This window comes from Nocardioides sp. (assembly GCF_036374615.1).
In the GTDB taxonomy this organism is placed as follows: Bacteria; Actinomycetota; Actinomycetes; order Propionibacteriales; family Nocardioidaceae; genus Nocardioides.
Window position 1 is genome coordinate 1 of sequence record NZ_DASUTK010000058.1, and the last position, 18,525, is coordinate 18,525.

Annotated in this window: 16 protein-coding genes; 3 read left to right on the top strand and 13 right to left on the bottom strand. The window is 72.2% G+C overall.

Going from position 1 to position 18,525, the window contains the following annotated elements; genetic code table 11:
• The 12 genes from VFZ39_RS04375 to mraZ form a co-directional block, all read right to left on the bottom strand.
• Positions 1-785: Mur ligase domain-containing protein (locus VFZ39_RS04375; RefSeq protein WP_330864504.1), on the bottom strand; the 785-nt coding region annotated here is incomplete at its 3' end.
• A complete protein-coding gene (gene murG / locus VFZ39_RS04380; protein ID WP_330864505.1) occupies positions 782-1,861 on the bottom strand; it encodes an undecaprenyldiphospho-muramoylpentapeptide beta-N-acetylglucosaminyltransferase in 1,080 nt (359 codons plus the stop codon). The genes murG and VFZ39_RS04375, both read right to left, overlap by 4 nt.
• A 12-nt stretch (positions 1,862-1,873) precedes the next feature.
• Positions 1,874-3,136 carry a putative lipid II flippase FtsW gene (gene ftsW / locus VFZ39_RS04385; RefSeq protein ID WP_330864506.1) on the bottom strand — a complete coding sequence of 421 codons (1,263 nt, stop codon included), beginning with the start codon at positions 3,134-3,136 and terminating at the stop codon, positions 1,874-1,876.
• 55 nt (positions 3,137-3,191) lie between these two features.
• Positions 3,192-4,649, bottom strand: coding sequence for a UDP-N-acetylmuramoyl-L-alanine--D-glutamate ligase (gene murD, locus VFZ39_RS04390; protein WP_330864507.1), 1,458 nt, complete (start codon positions 4,647-4,649; stop codon positions 3,192-3,194).
• Between the two features lie 3 nt (positions 4,650-4,652).
• Positions 4,653-5,762 carry a phospho-N-acetylmuramoyl-pentapeptide-transferase gene (mraY, locus tag VFZ39_RS04395; protein WP_330864508.1) on the bottom strand — a complete coding sequence of 370 codons (1,110 nt, stop codon included), beginning with the start codon at positions 5,760-5,762 and terminating at the stop codon, positions 4,653-4,655.
• Positions 5,759-7,129 carry a UDP-N-acetylmuramoyl-tripeptide--D-alanyl-D-alanine ligase gene (locus VFZ39_RS04400; protein ID WP_330864509.1) on the bottom strand — a complete coding sequence of 457 codons (1,371 nt, stop codon included), beginning with the start codon at positions 7,127-7,129 and terminating at the stop codon, positions 5,759-5,761. The genes mraY and VFZ39_RS04400 overlap by 4 nt, the downstream gene beginning before the upstream one ends.
• Complete coding sequence (locus VFZ39_RS04405; RefSeq protein ID WP_414690260.1) at positions 7,126-8,628, bottom strand: UDP-N-acetylmuramoyl-L-alanyl-D-glutamate--2,6-diaminopimelate ligase; 1,503 nt, start codon at positions 8,626-8,628, stop codon at positions 7,126-7,128. The genes VFZ39_RS04400 and VFZ39_RS04405 overlap by 4 nt, the downstream gene beginning before the upstream one ends.
• Positions 8,629-8,681: 53 nt before the next feature.
• Positions 8,682-10,454 carry a peptidoglycan D,D-transpeptidase FtsI family protein gene (locus VFZ39_RS04410; RefSeq protein WP_330864510.1) on the bottom strand — a complete coding sequence of 591 codons (1,773 nt, stop codon included), beginning with the start codon at positions 10,452-10,454 and terminating at the stop codon, positions 8,682-8,684.
• 13 nt (positions 10,455-10,467) lie between these two features.
• Positions 10,468-11,028, bottom strand: coding sequence for a hypothetical protein (locus tag VFZ39_RS04415; RefSeq protein ID WP_330864511.1), 561 nt, complete (start codon positions 11,026-11,028; stop codon positions 10,468-10,470).
• Positions 11,025-11,981, bottom strand: coding sequence for a 16S rRNA (cytosine(1402)-N(4))-methyltransferase RsmH (rsmH, locus tag VFZ39_RS04420; protein ID WP_330864512.1), 957 nt, complete (start codon positions 11,979-11,981; stop codon positions 11,025-11,027). Before rsmH ends, VFZ39_RS04415 begins: the two co-directional genes overlap by 4 nt.
• A 2-nt stretch (positions 11,982-11,983) precedes the next feature.
• On the bottom strand, positions 11,984-12,166 hold the full coding sequence (locus VFZ39_RS04425) for a hypothetical protein (RefSeq protein ID WP_330864513.1): 183 nt from the start codon (positions 12,164-12,166) through the stop codon (positions 11,984-11,986).
• Positions 12,167-12,377: 211 nt separating this feature from the next.
• The gene (gene mraZ, locus VFZ39_RS04430) at positions 12,378-12,806 is read right to left on the bottom strand and encodes a division/cell wall cluster transcriptional repressor MraZ (RefSeq protein ID WP_330864514.1); all 429 of its coding nucleotides are present in this window, start codon (positions 12,804-12,806) and stop codon (positions 12,378-12,380) included.
• Positions 12,807-13,161: 355 nt separating this feature from the next.
• Between mraZ and VFZ39_RS04435 the strand changes: the two genes are divergently transcribed.
• The 3 genes from VFZ39_RS04435 to VFZ39_RS04445 are packed head-to-tail and all read left to right on the top strand — an operon-like array spanning position 13,162 to position 17,855.
• Positions 13,162-14,157 (top strand): AAA family ATPase, encoded by a 996-nt coding sequence (locus VFZ39_RS04435; RefSeq protein WP_330864515.1) that lies wholly within the window; start codon positions 13,162-13,164, stop codon positions 14,155-14,157.
• Positions 14,158-14,181: 24 nt separating this feature from the next.
• Positions 14,182-15,456 carry a DUF58 domain-containing protein gene (locus tag VFZ39_RS04440; RefSeq protein WP_330864516.1) on the top strand — a complete coding sequence of 425 codons (1,275 nt, stop codon included), beginning with the start codon at positions 14,182-14,184 and terminating at the stop codon, positions 15,454-15,456.
• The gene (locus VFZ39_RS04445; RefSeq protein WP_330864517.1) at positions 15,453-17,855 is read left to right on the top strand and encodes a DUF3488 and transglutaminase-like domain-containing protein; all 2,403 of its coding nucleotides are present in this window, start codon (positions 15,453-15,455) and stop codon (positions 17,853-17,855) included. Before VFZ39_RS04440 ends, VFZ39_RS04445 begins: the two co-directional genes overlap by 4 nt.
• Positions 17,856-18,033: 178 nt before the next feature.
• Here the strand turns inward: VFZ39_RS04445 and VFZ39_RS04450 are convergent, their stop codons facing one another.
• Positions 18,034-18,471, bottom strand: coding sequence for a DUF3040 domain-containing protein (locus VFZ39_RS04450; protein WP_330864518.1), 438 nt, complete (start codon positions 18,469-18,471; stop codon positions 18,034-18,036).
• Positions 18,472-18,525: the final 54 nt, after the last annotated feature.

An 18,525-nucleotide genomic window follows, 5' to 3' on the forward strand; every position in this document is an offset into this window, starting at 1 on the left:
CGCAGCCCGGTCGCGCGGTAGTCGACGGCCTCACCGGTGCCGACGGTCACGACGTCGAGCCCGCCTTCGCGCGCCGGGTCTGCCAGCGCCGCGGCACCCGGATCATCGGCGCAGAGGACCAGGAGCCCGCCGGGCTCGATCCGTTCCAGGAACTGGAGGAACGCGGCCCGGTAGGCCTCCACGGTCCCCCACTGGTCGAGGTGGTCCGCCTCGACATTGGTGACGATCGCCGCCGTCGGCGAGTAGACGAGGAACGCGCCGTCGGACTCGTCGGCCTCGGCCACGAACCAGCGCGACTGCCCAGCGTCCGCGTTGTGGCCGGTGGCGCGGAGCACGCCGCCGACGGCGTACGTCGGGTCGGCGCCGGCCGCCAGGAGCGCCACGGTGAGCAGTGCGGTGGTGGTGGTCTTGCCGTGCGTGCCGGCGACGGCGAGCACGTCGTGATCGGCCATCACCGACGCGAGGCCGGCCGATCGCGGAAGCAGCCGCAGCCCGCGAGCCCGTCCCTCCACGACCTCCGGGTTGTCCTCCCGGGCGGCGGTGGTGATCACCAACGTGTCGGCGTCGCCCAGGTTCGCGGCGTCGTAGCCGATCGTGACGGGCACACCGAGCTCACGCAGCCCGGCGAGGAACGGCGTCTCGTTGTTGTCGCTGCCCGTGATGGGCACCCCGCGGCGCGCCATGATCCGGGCAATCCCGGAGAGCGCGGCGCCACCGATGCCCACGAAGTGCACCCGCCCGAGGTCCCGGGCCGGCAGCAGCTCCTCAGGGACCGGGATCCTCACCGCGGCTGCCCGGCGGTCTCGAGCACGATCCGCGCCAGCTGCTCGTCGGCGTCGCGCGGGATCAGGGAGGCCGCCGCGGCGCCCATCGCTGCCAGCCGGTCGGCGTCGATGGCGAGCGCCGGCACCGTCGCCGCGACCCACTCGGGGGTGAGCGCACCGTCCGCGACCAGCAGCGCACCTCCCGCGTCGACCACCGGCCGCGCGTTGAGCTCCTGCTCCCCGTTGCCGATCGGGAGCGGCACGAACACGGCGGGCAGGCCTACGGCGGCCGCCTCGGTGACGCTGGACGCCCCGGCCCGGCAGACCACGAGGTCGGCGGCGGCGTAGGCGAGATCCATCCGGTCGACGAACGGCACGGTGAGGTAAGGCACGTCCGTCCGCTCCGGGGTCGCCTCCCCCTGCGGTCCGACGACGTGCAGCACCTGGACGCCGGCGTCCGCGAGAGCCCGCGCGGCCCCGGACACCGACTCGTTGAGCCGCCGGGCACCCTGCGAGCCCCCGGTGACGAGCAACGTCGGGCGGTCAGGGTCGAGGCCGAACGACGCCCGCGCCTCGGCCCGCAGTGCCGGACGGTCGAGGGTCGAGATCATCCGGCGGATCGGCAGCCCGACGTACTCGGCGCCGCGCAGCGGCGTGTCCGGGAAGCTCACCGCCACCCGCAGCGCGATCCGCGCACCCGCCTTGTTGGCCAGGCCGGGCAGCGCGTTCTGCTCGTGCACCACGACGGGCAGCGAGCGCCGACGCGCCGCGAGGTACGCCGGCATCGACACGTAGCCGCCGTAGCCGACCACCACGTCGGGCCGCACCCGGTCGAGCACGTCGTACGTCGCTCGGACCGCGCGGCGCAGCCGCGCCGGCACCTTGAGCAGGTCCACACCTGGCTTGCGCGGCAGCGGCACCGGGGGGACCAGCTCCAAGGGATAGCCCGCCTCGGGGACGACCCGGTTCTCCAGACCGCGCGGGGTTCCCAGGCAGGTGATCTCGACGTCGGGGTCGAGCCGGCGCAGGGCATCGGCCGTCGCGATCAGTGGCGAGGTGTGGCCGGCGGTGCCGCCACCGGCGAGGAGTACGCGCATATCGGGCTCAGCCTAGGACTGGCCGTGGAAGCGGCCGGCGGTCAGCCCGGCGGACCGCTGTCGGCGCCGCTGCGCCAGCGCGCGCGCGGCTTCCGGCTCGCGGCGTGCGAAGCCGATCAGCAGCCCGAGCGCCACCAGCGTCGGCAGCAGCGCAGAGCCGCCGTAGGAGATCAGGGGCAGCGGGATGCCGATGACCGGCAGCAGCGCGAGCACCATGCCGACGTTGACCATCATCTGGCCCAGCAGCCAGGCGACGATGCCGAAGGACATGTAGCGCACGAACGGGTCGGCGGTCTGCGACGCGACCTTGATCGCGGCGTACGCGATCGTCAGGAAGAGACCGATCACGAGCAGCGTGCCGACCAGCCCGAGCTCCTCCCCCATCACGGCGAAGATGAAGTCGGTGTGCGCCTCGGGCAGGTCGCCCCACTTCTGCTGGCTGGCGCCGATGCCCTCGCCGAGCACGCCGCCCGAGGACAGCGCGAAGAGTCCGTGGGCGGGCTGCCAGCCCGCGTCGTGGTAGTCCTTGAACGGATCGACGAAGTTCGTGAGCCGCTCGCGGCGCTCGGAGCTGGTCGTGGCGAGCCAGACCGCTGCCACGCCGACCACCGAGAGCGCGAGCGTGAAGATCCGGGCCGGCGCCCCCACCACCCAGAGGAACGCCATCAGGATCGCGACCAGCACCAGCGCCGTACCGAGGTCGCGGCCGACGATCACGAGCAGCGTGATGCCGAGCAGCACCGGCACGACCGGGACCATCACCTGGTGCAGGCTGCCGAGCCGCCGGTCCTTCTGCGCGTAGACGTGGGCCGCCCACAGCACGATCGCCAGCTTGGCGATCTCCGAGGGCTGGATCTGGACCGGGCCCAAGGCCAGCCAGTTCTTGTTGCCGTTGACGACCACACCCATCTTGGCCGTGAGGGCCAGCAGCAGCACCGACACCACGATCGCGAGCCACGAGATCTGGCGGATCGCTTGATAGGGCAGCCGGGAGGCGACCCACGCGCACGGGATGCCGATCGCGACCCACAGCAGCTGCCGCTTCACGATCGCGTACGAGTCCCCGTCGTGGACCTCGTAGGAGTACACGCTCGAGGCCGACAGCACCATGATCAGGCCGATGGTGAGGAGCAGCGCGGTCGCGCCCAGCAGCAGGTAGTACGACGTGAGCGGCCGGTCGAGCGCATGGCGTGCCGCCCGGAACCAGCTGGGACGGCGCGGGCGCTTCGGGGAGTCGGCGGCGGGACCTGCGCCCGGGTCGGCGGTGGTCGTCACGGCGGTGGTCGCCCTCCCATCCGTCGGCCCTGTCTGTCTCAAGCCGGGCCTGTCGCTAGCCCTGTGCGGCCCTGCGCCTCACCTCCGCGGCGAAGGCATCGCCGCGCTCTCCGTAGTTCGCGAACATGTCCATGGACGCGCAGCCCGGCGCCAGCAGCACCGTGTCACCGGGCCGTGCCAAGTCGGCGGCGGCCGCGACGACCCGCGCCATGGGGTCATGCTCAGACTCAGTCTCGCCGTCCCCCACATCGATCACGGGCACATCGGGCGCGTGTCGCGAAAGGGCCTCGGCGATGACATGACGGTCGCGGCCGAGGAGGACCGCGCCGCGCAGCCGGTGACGGACCGCCTGCACCAGCTCGTCGAACCGGGCGCCCTTGGCGAGACCGCCCGCCACCCAGACCACGGGGTCGTACGCCGAGAGCGAGGACTGCGCGGCGTGCGGGTTCGTCGCCTTGGAGTCGTCGACCCACGTCACGCCGCCGATCTCGGCGACGGTCTCGATCCGGTGCCCGTCGGGGCGGAAGCCGCGCAGGCCGTCGCGGACCGCGGCCTGCGAGACCCCGTGTGCGCGGGCGAGCGCCGCGGCCGCGAGCGCGTTGGACACGAAGTGAGGCGCCCGCGACGCGAGGTCGTCCAGGGAGCAGAGCTCGGCGGCCGACGTCCGCCGCTCCTCGACGAACGCCCGGTCCGCCAGGATCTCCTCGACCAGACCGACCATGCCGACGGCCGGCAGGCCGAGGGTGAACCCGACCGCCCGGGCGCCCTCGACCACGTCGGCGTCGCGGACCAGCCGCTCGGTCGTCGGGTCGGCCACGTTGTAGACGCAGGCGCGGTGCACCCGCTCGTAGATCCGGCCCTTGTCGGCGGCGTACTCCTGCATCGAGGAGTACCAGTCGAGGTGGTCCTCGGCGACGTTCAGGACCGCCGCAGACTCGCAGCTGAGGGAGTGGGCGTAGTGCAGCTGGAAGCTCGACAGCTCCACCGCGAAGACGTCGTACGGCGCCGGGTCCATGACCGCCTCGACGACCGGCCGCCCGACGTTGCCGACCGCGGCGCTCCGGAGCCCCGCCGCACGCAGGATGTGGTCGAGCATCTGCACGGTGGTGGTCTTGCCGTTGGTTCCCGTCACCGCCAGCCACGGCACCGTGCGCTCGGGGTCGCGCAGCCGCCACGCGAGCTCGACCTCGCCCCAGACCGGCACACCGCGGGCTGCGGCCTCGCGGAGCAGGGGGTGGTCGGGCCGCCAGCCCGGGCTGACGACCAGCAGGTCGGTGTCCTCGGGGAGGCCCGCGGTGGAGCCTTCGCCCAGGCGCACCATCGCTCCGAGCACCTCGAGCAGCTGCGCCTGCTCGGCCTTCGTCTCGTTGTCGCTCTCGTCGAGCGCCGTCACCCGGGCGCCGAGATGCGTGAGGTTGTCGGCGGCCGCGAAGCCACTGACGCCGAAGCCCGCGACGGTGGCGCGGACCCGGGACCAGTCGCTGGTGCGGTGGTATCCGGCGAGATCGGTCATGGGTCAGTAGCCGACGACCCACTCGGCGTAGAAGATGCCGAGGCCGGCGGCGACACAGAGGCCGGTGACGATCCAGAACCGGATCACCACCGTGACCTGCTCCCAGCCGAGCATCTCGAAGTGGTGGTGGATCGGCGCGATCCGGAACACGCGATGGCCCGCCTTGACGCGGAACACTGTTCGGAACAGGCCTGAGGCACGACTGGCCTTGAAGACCCCGACCTGGATCATCACCGACAGGGTCACGACCACGAACAGTCCACCGAGGACCAGCAGCAGCAGCTCGGTGCGCGTCAGGATGGCGAGGCCCGCAAGGCCCCCGCCGAGCGCGAGCGAACCGGTGTCGCCCATGAAGATCGCGGCCGGCGGGGCGTTCCACCACAGGAAGCCGAAGCAGGCACCGGTGATCGCGGCCGCCACCACCGCGAGGTCGAGCGGGTCGCGCACGTCGTAGCAGGTGCGGCCGGGAGTGAGGTCGCAGGACTGGTTGTTCTGCCAGATGTTCACCAGCATGTAGGCACCGAAGACCATCACCGAGGCTCCGGTCGCGAGCCCGTCGAGCCCGTCGGTGAGGTTCACCGCGTTGCTGGTACCGGCGACCATCAGCCAGATCAGCAGCACCGCCAGGAAGGCGGGCAGGGTGAACGCCTCGTAGTCGCGGATGAAGGAGATGTGGCGGCTGGCGGGGGTGAGCTCGCGGTCGTCGGCCAGCGCCGGGAGCAGCGAGACGATGCCGAACGTGAGCGCCACCAGGCTCAGGCCGACCATCTTGGCCTTGCTGCGCAGTCCGAGGCTGCGCTGCTTGGCCACCTTGATGAAGTCGTCGAGGAAGCCGACCAGCCCGCACCCGACGAACAAGAAGATCAGGAGCAGCGCGGACGCGGTGGGCGGGTCGAGCGTGATCAGCTTCGCGAGGAAGTAGCCGCTGACCGCGGCCAGGATGATCACCACCCCGCCCATGGTGGGCGTGCCGCGCTTGGTGTGGTGGGTCGTCGGACCGTCGTCGCGGATCTCCTGGCCGTACCCGAGGCGGGTGAAGCCGCGGATGGCCCAGCGGGTGCCCAGCAGGGAGATCAGCAGTGCCAGGCCACCCCCGAGCAGGATCGCTCTCACTGGCTGGTCTCCTCTTCCTTCAGCAGTCCGTCGGCCACGTGCTCCAGGGCAGCGCCCCGCGACGCCTTCACCAGCACGACGTCGTCAGGCGCGACATTCTCCCGCACCTCGGCGAGCGCCTCGTCGCGCCCCGCCGTACGACGCGCCTCTCCCTGCCAGCCCTCGTAGCTCTCCGCGCCGTCGGCGAGCGGTGCAGCTCCCGGGCCGACGGTGACGAGCAGGTCGACGCCCGTCCTCGCCGCGTGCCGACCCACGTCGTGGTGTGCGGCGGTGGCGCCCTCACCGAGCTCGAGCATCTCGCCGAGCACCGCCACCGTACGGCCCGAGCGGCGGCTGCCGAGCTGGGCCAGGGCATCGAGCGCCGCTGTCATCGACGCCGGGTTGGCGTTGTAGGCATCGTTGACGACGACCAGGCCGTCGGCTCGCTCGTGCAGCTCCATGCGCCAGCGACTGGCGGGCACGGCCGTGCCGAGCCGTTCGGCGACCGTGCGCGGCTGCAGGCCGGCCGCGATCGCGAGGGCGGCAGCGGCGGCGGCGTTGGCGACCTGGTGGGCGCCCGACTGCGTCAGGGTCACGGGGTGCCACTCCCCCGCGTGACCGAGCTCGAACGACGGGCGGCCGAGGTCGTCGAACCGGACGGCACGCCAGCGGACGTCACCAGCGGTCCCGAACGTCAGCACCCGGGCGTCGGTCCGGTCGGCCATCGCCGCGACGAGGTCGTCGTCGGCGTTCAGGATCGCGACTCCCTCAGGCGGCAACGCCTCGAGGATCTCACCCTTGGCCACGGCGATCTGCTCGCGGGTGCCGAACTCGCTCAGGTGCGCGGTGCCCACGTTCAGGACGGTCGCGATGCGCGGAGGCGCGAGCCGGCACAGGTAGGCGACGTGGCCGACCCCGCGCGCGCCCATCTCGACGACGAGGTAGCGGGTGCCGCTCCCGGCACGCAGCACGGTCAGCGGGACGCCGATCTCGTTGTTGTGGTTGCCGGAGGTGGCGACGGTGGCACCCGCGCCGGTGAGCACGTGGGCCAGGTAGTCCTTGGTCCCCGTCTTGCCCTGCGAGCCCGTGAGCGCCAGCACTACGGGGTCGACGGCGTCCACGACGTGGCGGGCGAGTCGGCCGAGCGCCGTCACCGGGTCCTCGACGACGACGGTCGGCGCCGGCGTGGGCCGGCTGCCGAGGACCGCGTGCGCCCCTGCGGCGTACTCGTGGCCGTCGACGTGGTCTCCGACGACGGCGACGAAGAGGCCGTCCGGCTCGGGTGCCCGGCTGTCGACGTACGCCGGACCGGTGACCCGGGTCGCGGCGTCGCCGTGCACGGTGCCGCCCACCACCGCGGCGAGCTCTGCGAGCGTCATCGGGATCATCGGCGACCGAGCTCCTCCCGCGCCACCTCGCGGTCGTCGAAGGGATGGACCTGACCCGCGACCTCCTGGCCGGACTCGTGACCCTTGCCCGCGACCAGGACGATGTCACCGGCAGCGGCTCGACGCAGCGCCTCGCGGATCGCCAGCCGGCGGTCGCCGACCTCGACGACCTCGGCGGTGGCGTCGCCGGTGCCGGCGAGGATCGCGGCGCGGATCGCGGCCGGGTCCTCGCTGCGGGGGTTGTCGTCGGTCACCACGAGGACGTCGGCGAGCCGCGCGGCGATCTCACCCATGAGCGGTCGCTTGCCGGGGTCACGGTCGCCGCCCGCGCCGAGCACGACGATCAGCCTGCCCGACGTCAACGGCCGCAGGCTGCGAAGCGCCGACTCCACCGCGTCGGGCTTGTGGGCGTAGTCGACCACGACCGCGAAGTCCTGGCCGGCCTCGATCCGTTCCAGTCGGCCCGGCACGCCGGCGCCGGCCCTGATCCCCGCGGCCACCGCGTCCGCGTCGTAGCCGACCTCGGCACACGCAGCCACCGCAGCGAGCGCGTTGGACACGTTGAAGTCGCCCGGCAGCGGTACTCCCGCCTCCACCCGGACACCGTCAGGCCCATGCAGGACGAAGGTGCTGCCGGTCGCCGTGAGGTCGATGTCGGTGGCCCGCCAGTCGGCAGCGGCGCCGGCGACGGAGAACGTGCGCACCGGTAACGGTGTCTCCTCGGCAAGCCGTCGGCCGTAGGGGTCGTCGACGTTCACGAGGGCCCGGCGCGCACGCTCCGGGGTGAAGAGCGAGGCCTTGGCGGCGTAGTAGTCCTCGAGGTCGTGGTGGAAGTCGAGGTGGTCGCGCCCCAGGTTGGTGAAGACTGCGAGGTCGAAGACCACTCCGTCGACCCGCCCCATGACGAGTGCGTGGCTGGACACCTCCATCGCGCAGGCCTCGACACCGCGTTCGACCATCAGCGCGAACAGCCCGTGCAGGTCGGGGGCCTCCGGCGTGGTCAGGTCGGTCTTGACGTCCTCGCCCGCGATCCGGGTGCCGACCGTGCCCACCACGGCGGCGACGACGCCGGCCGCCTGGAGGCCACCCTCGGCGAGCCGGGTCGCCGTCGTCTTGCCCTGGGTACCGGTGATGCCGACGAGCCGCAGCGACGACGCCGGGTCGCCGTACAGCTCGGCGGCGAGGCCGCCGAGCACCCGGCGCGGATCGGCGACGACCAGGGACGGCACCCCGGGAACCCGGTCGGCGCCGGCCGCGTCGGTGAGGACGGCGACTGCGCCCGCCGCGACCGCGTCGGCCGCGAAGTCGATGCCGTGGGCTCGCTGGCCCGGCAGCGCGGCGTAGAGGTCGCCGGGACGGACCCGGCGGGAGCTCAGCGAGAGACCGGTGACAGCCGCTCCCAGGTCGCCCTCGGTACTGATGCCGCCGTGCCGCGCGAGCCAGTCGGCGAGGTCGGCGAGCGGGACCGGCGTCGGCTGCGACGGACGGGTCGCTGCCAGATCGTCGTCGCTCACCACGACCGCGAGGTTACCGCTGGGCGACGGCGCTGCCGTCACCACTCCAAGGGCAGCTGCGAGGGCTTGGTACCGGTCGGCGGCACGGCGTACCGGCGCAGCGCGTAGCCCATGATCTTGGCGAAGGCGGGGCCTGCGACCGAGCCGCCACCGCCGCCGTTGTTGGGGTTCTGCACGACGACGTAGATGGTGAACCGCGGGTCGTCGGCGGGTGCGAAGCCCGCGAACGAGACCGTGAACGTGCCGTCGTAGCAGCCGCACTCGGCGCCCACCCGCTGCGCGGTGCCGGTCTTGCCGGCGACCCGGTAGCCCGGGACGGCCGCCGCCGGGGCTGTGCCCTCGTCGGGGTCGGTGACCCGCTCCATCATCATCGCGGTCTGGTACGCCGCCTTCTTGCTCACGACGCGGCGGGTGGTCGTGTGGTCGGTACCGACGAGGGTGCCGTCGTCGGTGGTGGCGCTGCCGGAGATCAGCGAGGGGTCGACGCGCACGCCGCCGTTGGCCACGGTGTTGATCGCGGCCGCCATCTGCACGGCGTTGACCGAGAGCGACTGGCCGAAGGCGACCCGGTCGCCCACCAACCGGCTCCACAACGACTCGGGCGGCAGAATGCCGGCCGACTCGCCCCGGACGCCGATGTCCGTGGCCCGGCCGAGGCCGAACTTCGTGAGGTAGCGCCGCAGCTGGCCGCGCTCGAACTCGTCGGCGGCGCGGACGGTGCCGATGTTGGACGACTTGGCGATCACGCCGGCCATCGTCAGCCGCAGCACGCCGTGGTCGAACCAGTCGCCGATCGTGCGCCCGTCGCGGCGGAGCTCCGGCTTCACCACGATCCGGGTGCGCGGGGTGACCTTGCCGGCGTCGAGCAGGCCGGCCGCGGTCAGCACCTTCTCCACCGAGCCCGGCTCGTAGACGTCGTTCATGGCCCGTGACCCCAGGTCCTCCTTGTCGGCGACCAGCGGGTTCCTCGCGTCGAAGGTCGGGTGGTCGGCCAGCGACAGGATCTCTCCGGTCTCGGTGTCCAGGACGACCGCGAACCCCGACTCGGCGCCGGCGTCCTCGACCGTCTGACGGAGCACCCGCTGGGTGTACCACTGCAGGTCGAGGTCGAGCGTCGTGCGCAGGTCCTGGCCGTCGTGCGGCTCGACGACGGTGCGCTCGCCGAGCGGGATCCGGTTGCCGCCGCCCACCTGGTAGCGCTCCGACCCGTCGGTGCCCGCGAGCTGGGTGTCGAAGGTGCGCTCGAACCCGGCCAGTGCCTCGTCGGTCCCGACGAAGCCGACGAGGTTGGCCGCGACGTCGTTCGCCGGGTAGTCCCGGACCGGGTCGCGGCGGGTGTCCAGTCCCTCGAACCCTCGCTGCTCGGCCTCCTCGACCACCCTGGTCGCCAGGGTGGACGGCACTCTCCGGGCGAGGTACTCGAACCGGCTCCCCTCCTCCCGCAGCCGCGGCAGGATGGAGAAGTAGTCGACGTCCAGTCTCGTCGCGAGGAACTTGGCGATCTCCGGCGCCTGGTCGGCGGTCAGCATCGGGTCGGCGACCACCATCAGGCCCTCGATGGAGCGGGCGAACGGCTCGCCGTTGCGGTCGAGGATGTCCCCGCGCTTCGCCGGCAGCGACACCTCCTCGGTGCCCGAGACGGCCGCCATCTCGGCGTACGCCTTCGGGTCCACGCCCTGCAGCTGGACCAGCCGGGCAGCGAACACCGAGAGCACCAGTGCGATCAGCAGGAACCCGAGCCGCAGCCGGAACAGCGGCGACCCGCGCAGGGTGCCGCGCGGGCGGGACGCCGGACGGGCGGAGGTGCGCACAGGTGGTCGCCTCTCAGTCTCGGCCAGCGTGTCGGGTCACCGGGCGACCTTCGGCGCCGCGGCCGGCGAGGCCCGCCGCGGTCGGCCCCTCGGCCACGACCCGGTTCACGACCGGGTCGGGGTCGAGGAAGGCCGGCTTCGCGGGCGGCCGGGCCTTGAGCCGGATCGTGTTCGCTGGTGTCGCGGGCGTCGGCTCACCGAGCACCTTCCCGTTCTCCAGCAGCAGGTACGCCGGGGTGCCGCTGGGCACCATGCCCATCGCCTGGGCCCGTTCGGCCACCCGCTGCGGGTTGCGCAGGACGTCGAGCTCCATCTCGAGGATCTGCTGACGTGCGGTCAGTGTGCTGGCCTGCTGCTCCAGCGCCGTGGTCGCGAACGCAGCCTGCTGCATCGAGGTGTTGAAGAGGAGCAGCCCGATCACACCGCCGAGCAGGACCAGGCTGACGAGCGCGACGAACGGGACCCGCGCCGCCCGGGCCTGGCGCCGGGGCACCACCCGTAGCCGGGCACGCTCGACGGCGGCCTCGGCGATGCGTGGCATCCGGGCTCGCAGCTGGACGGCTGGACTGCTCATGAGGCGACTCCTCTGATCCGCTCGATGGCGCGCAGTCGGACCGATGCCGCGCGAGGGTTGTGCTCGATCTCCTCGGGACCCGCCCGCTCGGCCCCGCGCGTCACCAGGCGCAGCGCCGGCTCGTGACCCTCGGGGACGAACGGCAGGTCGGGGGGTACGTCGCTGCGGGTCGCGGCGGCGAACGTCTGCTTCACGAGCCGGTCCTCGAGCGAGTGGTAGGACTCGACGACCACCCGGCCCCCGACCCGGATGGCGTCGACGGCGGCCGGCAGCGCGCGCCGTAGCACGGCGAGCTCGTCGTTGACCTCCATCCGCAGCGCTTGGAACGTCCGCTTGGCGGGGTGGCCACCGGTGCGCCGGGCGGGAGCGGGGATGGTCTCGTACAGCAGCTCGACGAGCCGGGCCGACGTCGTGAACGGCAAGGTCGCGCGCTCGCGCACGACCGCGGCGGCGATCCGGCGGGCGAACTTCTCCTCGCCGTACTCCCGGAGGATCCGGGCGAGGTCGGCCTCGGCGTAGGTGTTGAGGACGTCCGCGGCGGTCGGGCCGGTGCTGGAGTCCATCCGCATGTCCAGCGGCGCATCCTCGCGGTAGGCGAAGCCGCGTTCGGTCACGTCGAGCTGGAGGGAGGAGACGCCGAGGTCGAAGAGCACCGCGTCGACGGCGCCGAGCCCGTGCGCCTCGAGGACCTCGGGGATCTCGTCGTACCGCGCGTGCACCGCGGTGAACCGGTCGCCGAAGGGTGCGAGCCGCTCACCTGCCAGAGTCAGCGCCGCCTCGTCCCGGTCGATCCCGATCACCCGTGCCAGGGCGCAGCGGGTGAGAACTGCCTCGCTGTGGCCGCCGAGGCCGAGCGTGGCGTCGACCAGCACCGCGCCGTCGTGCTCGAGGGCGGGCGTCAGGAGGGTGACGACCCGGTCGAGCAGGACCGGGACGTGGGAGGGGCTGGTCATGGTCAGCCCCGACGGCCCAGGACGGTGAGCAGCAGGAGACACGTGGCGATCGCCGTGGACGCTCCGGCGGAGAAGGCCATCAGCACGATCGCCTCGCGGGCCAGGTGCCGCACCCGCGGCCCTGCGTGCCCTGCGTGGCCCGGGACGCCGGAAGACCGGACGTCGGCGGCTGACGTGATGCTCATCTGTCTCGACCCCAAGTGGTGTGAACGTGCTGGTTCAGGTGGTGGTGCTCCGGATCGCACGGCCAGGTCCCTGCCCGCTCCCCCAGTGGAGATGTGCTGCGGGAAGTCGACGTCTGGTGCCGGGGAAGTTGCCCCAGAAGCCGAGAGGAGCGGGCCCGAGACCTCGCCGTGCGATCCGTTCTGTAGTTGTCTGGTGCTGCTGCCCGGCGGCTCAGGCCGTCGGGAAGACCTCTTCGCCGAGGTCGGAGAACTCGTCCTCGTGCGCATCGGAGTACGTCTGCCAGCGGCCGGCGTCCCAGATCTCCAGCCGGTTCACGACCCCGATCACGACGACGTCGCGGGTGAGCGCGGCGTACTCGCGGAGCATCGGAGGGATGGTGAGCCGGCCCTGCTTGTCGGGCTGGTCGTCAGAGGCCCCGGCGAACAGCAGTCGGGTGTAGTCGCGGACGCCGCGGTCGGTGACCGGCGCTGCCTGCGCCTTGGCCGCCAGGTCCTCGAACGCCGGGCGCGGCCAGACGGTGAGACACCGTTCCTGCCCCCTCGTGACCACGAGCCCCTCCCTCAGCTGGTCCCTGAACTTCGCCGGGAGGAAGAGCCGGCCCTTGTCGTCGAGCCTCGGGGTGTAGGTGCCCATCAACATCGATGGACCTCCCCTTCCCCGGAACCCGGCATCCGGGCTCATCCTCCACTGCGCTCCACCATACGCCACAACGCTCCACCGTCAACCATCTTTCGCCTCTTCTCACCCGCGTGTTTCCGCTGCTGTCGCCTCGATCGGACGCGTCCTCCCGCGTGGGATCGGCGTCAGCGAGTCGTGGGAGGGCGGTGGAGCGAGGTGGAGGAAAGCCGAGCGCGGTGGAGTCCGCTGGGGTGCCGGGGTCAGAATGGGATCGCAACCATTTCGTGACGTAGCACGTCCGAACCGCGACACGGCCTCGTCATAGGTTGCTGGGGCACACGAGACGACATGACCCCGCAACGGGTGGAGGAACGACGTGGAGACGCAGGAGACGGGGACGAGCAGCCACAAGGCTGCGGATCTGGAGACGCTCGGACGGGTGGTCGGGCAGGTCCGCACCAACGTGGAGCGCGTCATCGAGGGCAAGCCGGACGTCGTGTCGTCCGCCCTCGTGGTGTTGCTGGCGGAGGGGCACCTCTTGATCGAGGACGTCCCGGGTGTCGGCAAGACCATGCTCAGCAAGGCGCTCGCCCGCAGCATCGACTGCTCGGTGCGGCGGATCCAGTTCACGCCCGACCTGCTGCCGTCGGACGTGACCGGCGTGTCGGTGTTCAACCAGAACACCCGTGAGTTCGAGTTCCGTCCCGGCGGCATCTTCGCCAACATCGTGGTCGGCGACGAGATCAACCGGGCGTCGCCGAAGACCCAGTCGGCGCTGCTGGAGTGCATGGAGGAGCGGCAGGTCACCGTCGACAACACGACCTACCAGCTCGACAGCCCGTTCATGGTGATCGCGACCCAGAACCCGATCGAGATGGAGGGCACCTACGCCCTCCCCGAGGCGCAGCGCGACCGCTTCATGGCGCGGGTGTCGGTGGGCTACCCGGTCGAGGCCGCAGAGATGGCGATGCTCACGACGCACACCAAGTCGAACCCGCTCGACGACCTCGAGCCGGTCACCGATGCGACCGAGCTGCGCAAGCTGATCGGCATCGTCGCTCAGGTCTACGTCGCCGACGCGGTCCAGAAGTACGCCGTCGCCCTGACCGCAGCCACCCGGCGCAGCAGCGACCTGACACTTGGCGCCTCACCTCGGGCGACGCTGCACCTGGTGCGGGCCGCGAAGGCTCGGGCGGCGATCGCGGGGCGCGACTACGTGCTGCCCGACGACCTGCGCACGCTCTCCCAGCCGGTGCTCGCGCACCGGCTGCTGCCGAGCGTGGAGGCTGCGATGAGCGGCCGGTCGACCACTGACATCCTCAACGCCATCGTGGCCGCGGTCGCGGTCCCAGGTGGCGCGCCCACCTCGTGATCGGCAGCCTGATGGGTGAGGGTCGTGCGTGACGCGCTGTCCGGGCTGACCCTCCGCGGCCGGGCGTTCCTCGCCGCGGGAGTGACCGCGATCGTCTGCGCGGTCGTCATGGGCCAGCCGCAGCTGACCCGCGTGGGGATCCTGGTCGCCGTGCTGCCGCTGCTGGCGGCGGTCCTGATCGGCCGGAGCCGCTACCGGCTCTCCCTGGTGCGAACCGTCAACCCGCAGCTGGTGACGGCCGGCTCGGCCGCCAAGGTCTCGCTCGCGCTGACCAACGAGGGCCGGACCCCGAGCGGCGTCCTGATGTTGGAGGACCAGGTTCCGTACGTGCTGGGCACCCGTCCTCGCTTCGTCCTGGAAGGAATCGGTCACGGCTGGCGCCGTGACGTCACCTACCAGATCCGCTCCGACGTACGCGGCCACTACCAGATCGGGCCGATGTCGGTCCGGGTCTCCGACCCGTTCGGCCTGGTCGAGCTCGGGCGCTCCTTCCGTACGACGGTGCCGCTCACGGTCGTTCCGCGCACCGTTCCCCTCCCCCACGTGCCGCTCGGCGGGGCGTGGACCGGGACCGGCGACAACCGGCCTCGCGCGTTCGCGGCGGGCAGTGCCGAGGACGTCACCGTCCGCGAGTACCGGCAGGGTGACGACCTGCGCCGAGTCCACTGGCGCAGCTCGGCTCGGGTCGGGGAGCTGATGGTGCGTCGCGAGGAGCAGCCGTGGCAGAGCCGCGCGACGCTCTTCCTCGACAACCGCGCCCGGGCCCACCGCGGTCAGGGCATCGCCTCGTCTCTCGAGGCAGCGGTGTCGGCGACCGCCTCGATCGCCGTCCACCTGAGCCAGCGCGGCTTCACCGTGCGGCTGGTCACCGCCACCGGTGACGACCCGACCACGACCTGGCACTTCCGCGACGCCGAGATGAACACCGGTCCGCTGCTCGAGTCCTTGGCAGTGGTGGAGGCGGTCGACCAGTCCTGGCTCGAGACCAACTGGCTCGCCGATCCACAGCAAGGCGGGCTGCTGGTCGCGGTCGTCGGTGCGGTGACCGAGCTCGACGCCCCGGTGTTCCGCCGGATGCTGCACCACTCGATGCCCGCGCTTGCGGTGGCGCTCGACGTGGAGGCCTGGGGAGGCCGGCCGGGGTCGGGTCCGGCGACCCCGATCCTGACCGGGCAGGGCTGGCGCGCGGTCACGCTCGGCCCGCGCGACCGGTTGGCGGCGGTGTGGCAGGACCTCGGGGTCAGCAACGCCCGGGCCGCCCGTGGCCCCGGCGATCCCCGCACGGGGGCGATCCGATGACCACGCGTCGTCGCGCGCTCGTCGACAGCATCGCCCTGACCGCCGCGGCGGCGGGCACCAGCTGGGTCGCCACGACGGCGTGGCGCGGCTTCACAGAAGCCCCCGGCCGCTACGCCTGGCCACTGCTGCTCCTGGCGATTCTCGTGGCGGGGATCGGTGCGGGGCTCCGTCACCTCCGCTGGCCGCCGTCGCTCGTGCTGCTGGTCCAGCTCGTCGTCGGCCTGGTCGTCGCCGCCAGCCTGGCCGGTGGGGCGCTGGTGCTGACCCGAGACGGCTGGCTCTCGTTCGGCTCGGCCGTCAGTGGCGCCCTCGACACCGCCCAGCGCTATCAGGCTCCGGTTCCGGCCGAGGCGCCCGGGATCGAGTCGCTGCTGATCGTCGGCGGCTTCGTCTGCATCGTCGTCGTCGACTTCTGCGTCGGCGGGCTACGCCGGGTGTCGCTGGCCGGGTTGCCGCTGCTCACCATCTACAGCATCCCGGTCAGCATGATCTCGGGTGGCGTGCCGTGGTGGAGCTTCGCGCTCACCGCGGGTGGTTTCCTGCTGATGCTTTTCCTCCAGCACCGTGAGCAGACCACGCGCTGGGGCCGCGGCATCGGCGAGGACGGCAGCACCGGCTCGACGGTCTCGATCAGCACCACCGCGGTCCGCACGTCCGCGGCCGCCCTGGCCGGTTCGGCGCTCGTGCTCGCCGTCCTCGTGCCGCAGTTCGTCCCCACCCTGTCCCTGAGCGTGTTCGGGTTCGGGCCGGGCAACGGCTCCGGCGGCGACATCACCGTCGAGAACCCGATGACCGACCTGCGTCGTGACCTGCTGCGCGGCGAGAACCGGCCGGTGCTGCGTTTCGAGACCGACGACCCCGCCCCGTCGTACCTCCGGCTCGCGGCGTTGACCCAGTTCAACGACAACGAGTGGAGCACGGGCACCCGCGACATCCCTGACGACCAGCGCGCCGAGGGCGCGGTGCCGATGGACGAGATCGACCCCGCGGTCGACCGGGTCCGCTACGACTACTCCGCGACCGCCAGCATGAGCTTCGAGTCCGACTTCCTGGTGCTGGCCTTCCCGAGCGACCGGGTCGAGGCGCTGGGTGACTGGCGCTACGACACCGACACCTTCGACTTCATGGCAGTGCCGGACGGACTGAACCTCGCCGGGCTCAACTACCAGTTCACCGAGGTCGAGCCCGACATCCGGCCAGAGCTGCTGCGAGACGCCCCGTCCTGGTCGGGCAAGGTGAGCCGCGACTACATCGAGCTCCCCGACGACTTCCCGACGTCCGTCCGGAGCATCGCGCAGCAGGTGACCCGCGACTACCCGACGCGTTACGAGAAGGCGGTCGCGCTCCAGGACTTCTTCCGTGAGACCGGCGGGTTCAGGTACGACATCGCGAACGCCGAGACCGGCAACGGCGTCGACGAGCTGGAGGCCTTCGTGACCGAGGGCGACGGCGGCCGGGTCGGGTACTGCGAGCAGTTCGCGTCGGCCATGGCGGCGATGGCCCGCTCGCTCGGCATCCCCGCGCGTGTGGCGGTCGGCTTCCTCAACCCCACGCCACAGGACGACGGGTCGTGGCTCTACTCGACCCACGACTTCCACGCCTGGCCCGAGCTCTACTTCGCGGGTGCCGGATGGGTCCGCTTCGAGCCCACGCCCAGTGACCGGGCCGAGAACGTCCCGTCGTACGCCCAGGGCACCGGAGCGTTCAACCCGCCGACCGAGACGAACAGCGGCCCGACCGAGGACCCCGCCACGATCAACCCGCGCGACCCCGGTCGGACCCTCGACCCGGGCGACCTCTCCGAGGGCGAGTCCGGCGACGGCAGCGGTGGCCGCGGGATCTGGGACAACCTGCTGGTCGTGCTGGCGATCCTCGTGCTGCTGGCCTTGCTGGCCCTGGCGCCGCGCCTGATCCGGCAGGCCCGGGCGCGACAGCGCCTGGACGGAGCCGTCGAGCCGGCCTGGGCCGAGCTCCGCGCGACCGCGATCGACCTCGGGGTGCCGTGGCCGGAGTCCCGGTCACCGCAGGAGACCCGCGACTCCCTCGTGCGGTTCCTCGGCACTCCCAGCTCCGGCGACGGGCTGGAGCGTCCGGTCCGCGGCGAGCGGGTCGCGCCCGAGGCGGTCGAGGCTCTCGACCGGTTGGTGCTGACCCTGGAGCTGCTGCGCTACGCCCGCCCGGACTCGGTCACCGAGGACACCGTCGGTGACGGTCCGATCGACCCGCAGGTGGTCGACGACACCCGGACCGTGCAGGCCGCGTTGTACGCCGGCGCCACCCGGCGCGCGCAGCGGCGTGCGACCTGGTGGCCGGTGTCAGTGCTGCCGTGGCGGAGGCGGGCCGAGCTCTCGGCGGAGGCGGCGTCGGAGCGGACCGGCGTGGTCGATCACGTCGGCTGATCGGCGCCCCTGATCAGGCGGCCCGCTGCGGGTCGCTGACGCGATTTGGCGCCGGAGGCTGTCGCGAACCACCTTGCTTGACGTCAAGCAAGCGCGACACAGGGACATGTCGGGCAGCGTGAGTCTGCGGTGCTCCCGCCTGCTCCACAGGACGCGAATGGGTGGAGTCCCGGTCAGCTCAGAAGCCGCCGGACTCCCGGCGACGACGCCAGCGCTCCTCCATCCGCTCCATGAAGGACTCGCTGGTCTTGGTGCGGCGCGGGCGACGCTCACGGCGGCCGCCCTGCAGGAGCGTGAGACCGCTCTTCTGGTCGGCCTGCTGGGCCGGGGTGTCGGCGGGGGCGCCGCGCTGTCCGCGCAGCGCACTGAGAGCAACGGTGGCCGAGGCGAGCATCACGACGAAGCCGCCGATGCCGATGGGGATCCACTGCATGACGAGCCCCGTCATCATGACCGCGACCCCGATGACGAACACGACTCCGGCGATGACCGCCCTTCGGCGAGCCACGCTGCGCAGTGAGGTTCCGCGCAAGGTTGAGGCGAACTTGGGGTCCTCCTCGACGAGCGCGCGCTCCATCTGCTCGAGCAGTCGCAGCTCTTCCTCGGAGAGAGGCACGGTTCCTCCCTGGGGGTTCGGGGCTCTAGGCCAAGTCTAGGCAGGTGGTGGTGA

Excerpts from the sequence above, each read along its gene's own strand:
- murG (WP_330864505.1), bottom strand. The coding sequence starts at position 1,861 with ATGCGCGTACTCCTCGCCGGTGGCGGCACCGCCGGCCACACCTCGCCA.
- murD (WP_330864507.1), bottom strand. The coding sequence starts at position 4,649 with ATGACCGATCTCGCCGGATACCACCGCACCAGCGACTGGTCCCGGGTC.
- VFZ39_RS04400 (WP_330864509.1), bottom strand. The coding sequence starts at position 7,129 with ATGATCCCGATGACGCTCGCAGAGCTCGCCGCGGTGGTGGGCGGCACC.
- VFZ39_RS04415 (WP_330864511.1), bottom strand. The coding sequence starts at position 11,028 with ATGAGCAGTCCAGCCGTCCAGCTGCGAGCCCGGATGCCACGCATCGCC.
- rsmH (WP_330864512.1), bottom strand. The coding sequence starts at position 11,981 with ATGACCAGCCCCTCCCACGTCCCGGTCCTGCTCGACCGGGTCGTCACC.
- VFZ39_RS04425 (WP_330864513.1), bottom strand. The coding sequence starts at position 12,166 with ATGAGCATCACGTCAGCCGCCGACGTCCGGTCTTCCGGCGTCCCGGGC.
- mraZ (WP_330864514.1), bottom strand. The coding sequence starts at position 12,806 with ATGTTGATGGGCACCTACACCCCGAGGCTCGACGACAAGGGCCGGCTC.
- VFZ39_RS04445 (WP_330864517.1), top strand. The coding sequence starts at position 15,453 with ATGACCACGCGTCGTCGCGCGCTCGTCGACAGCATCGCCCTGACCGCC.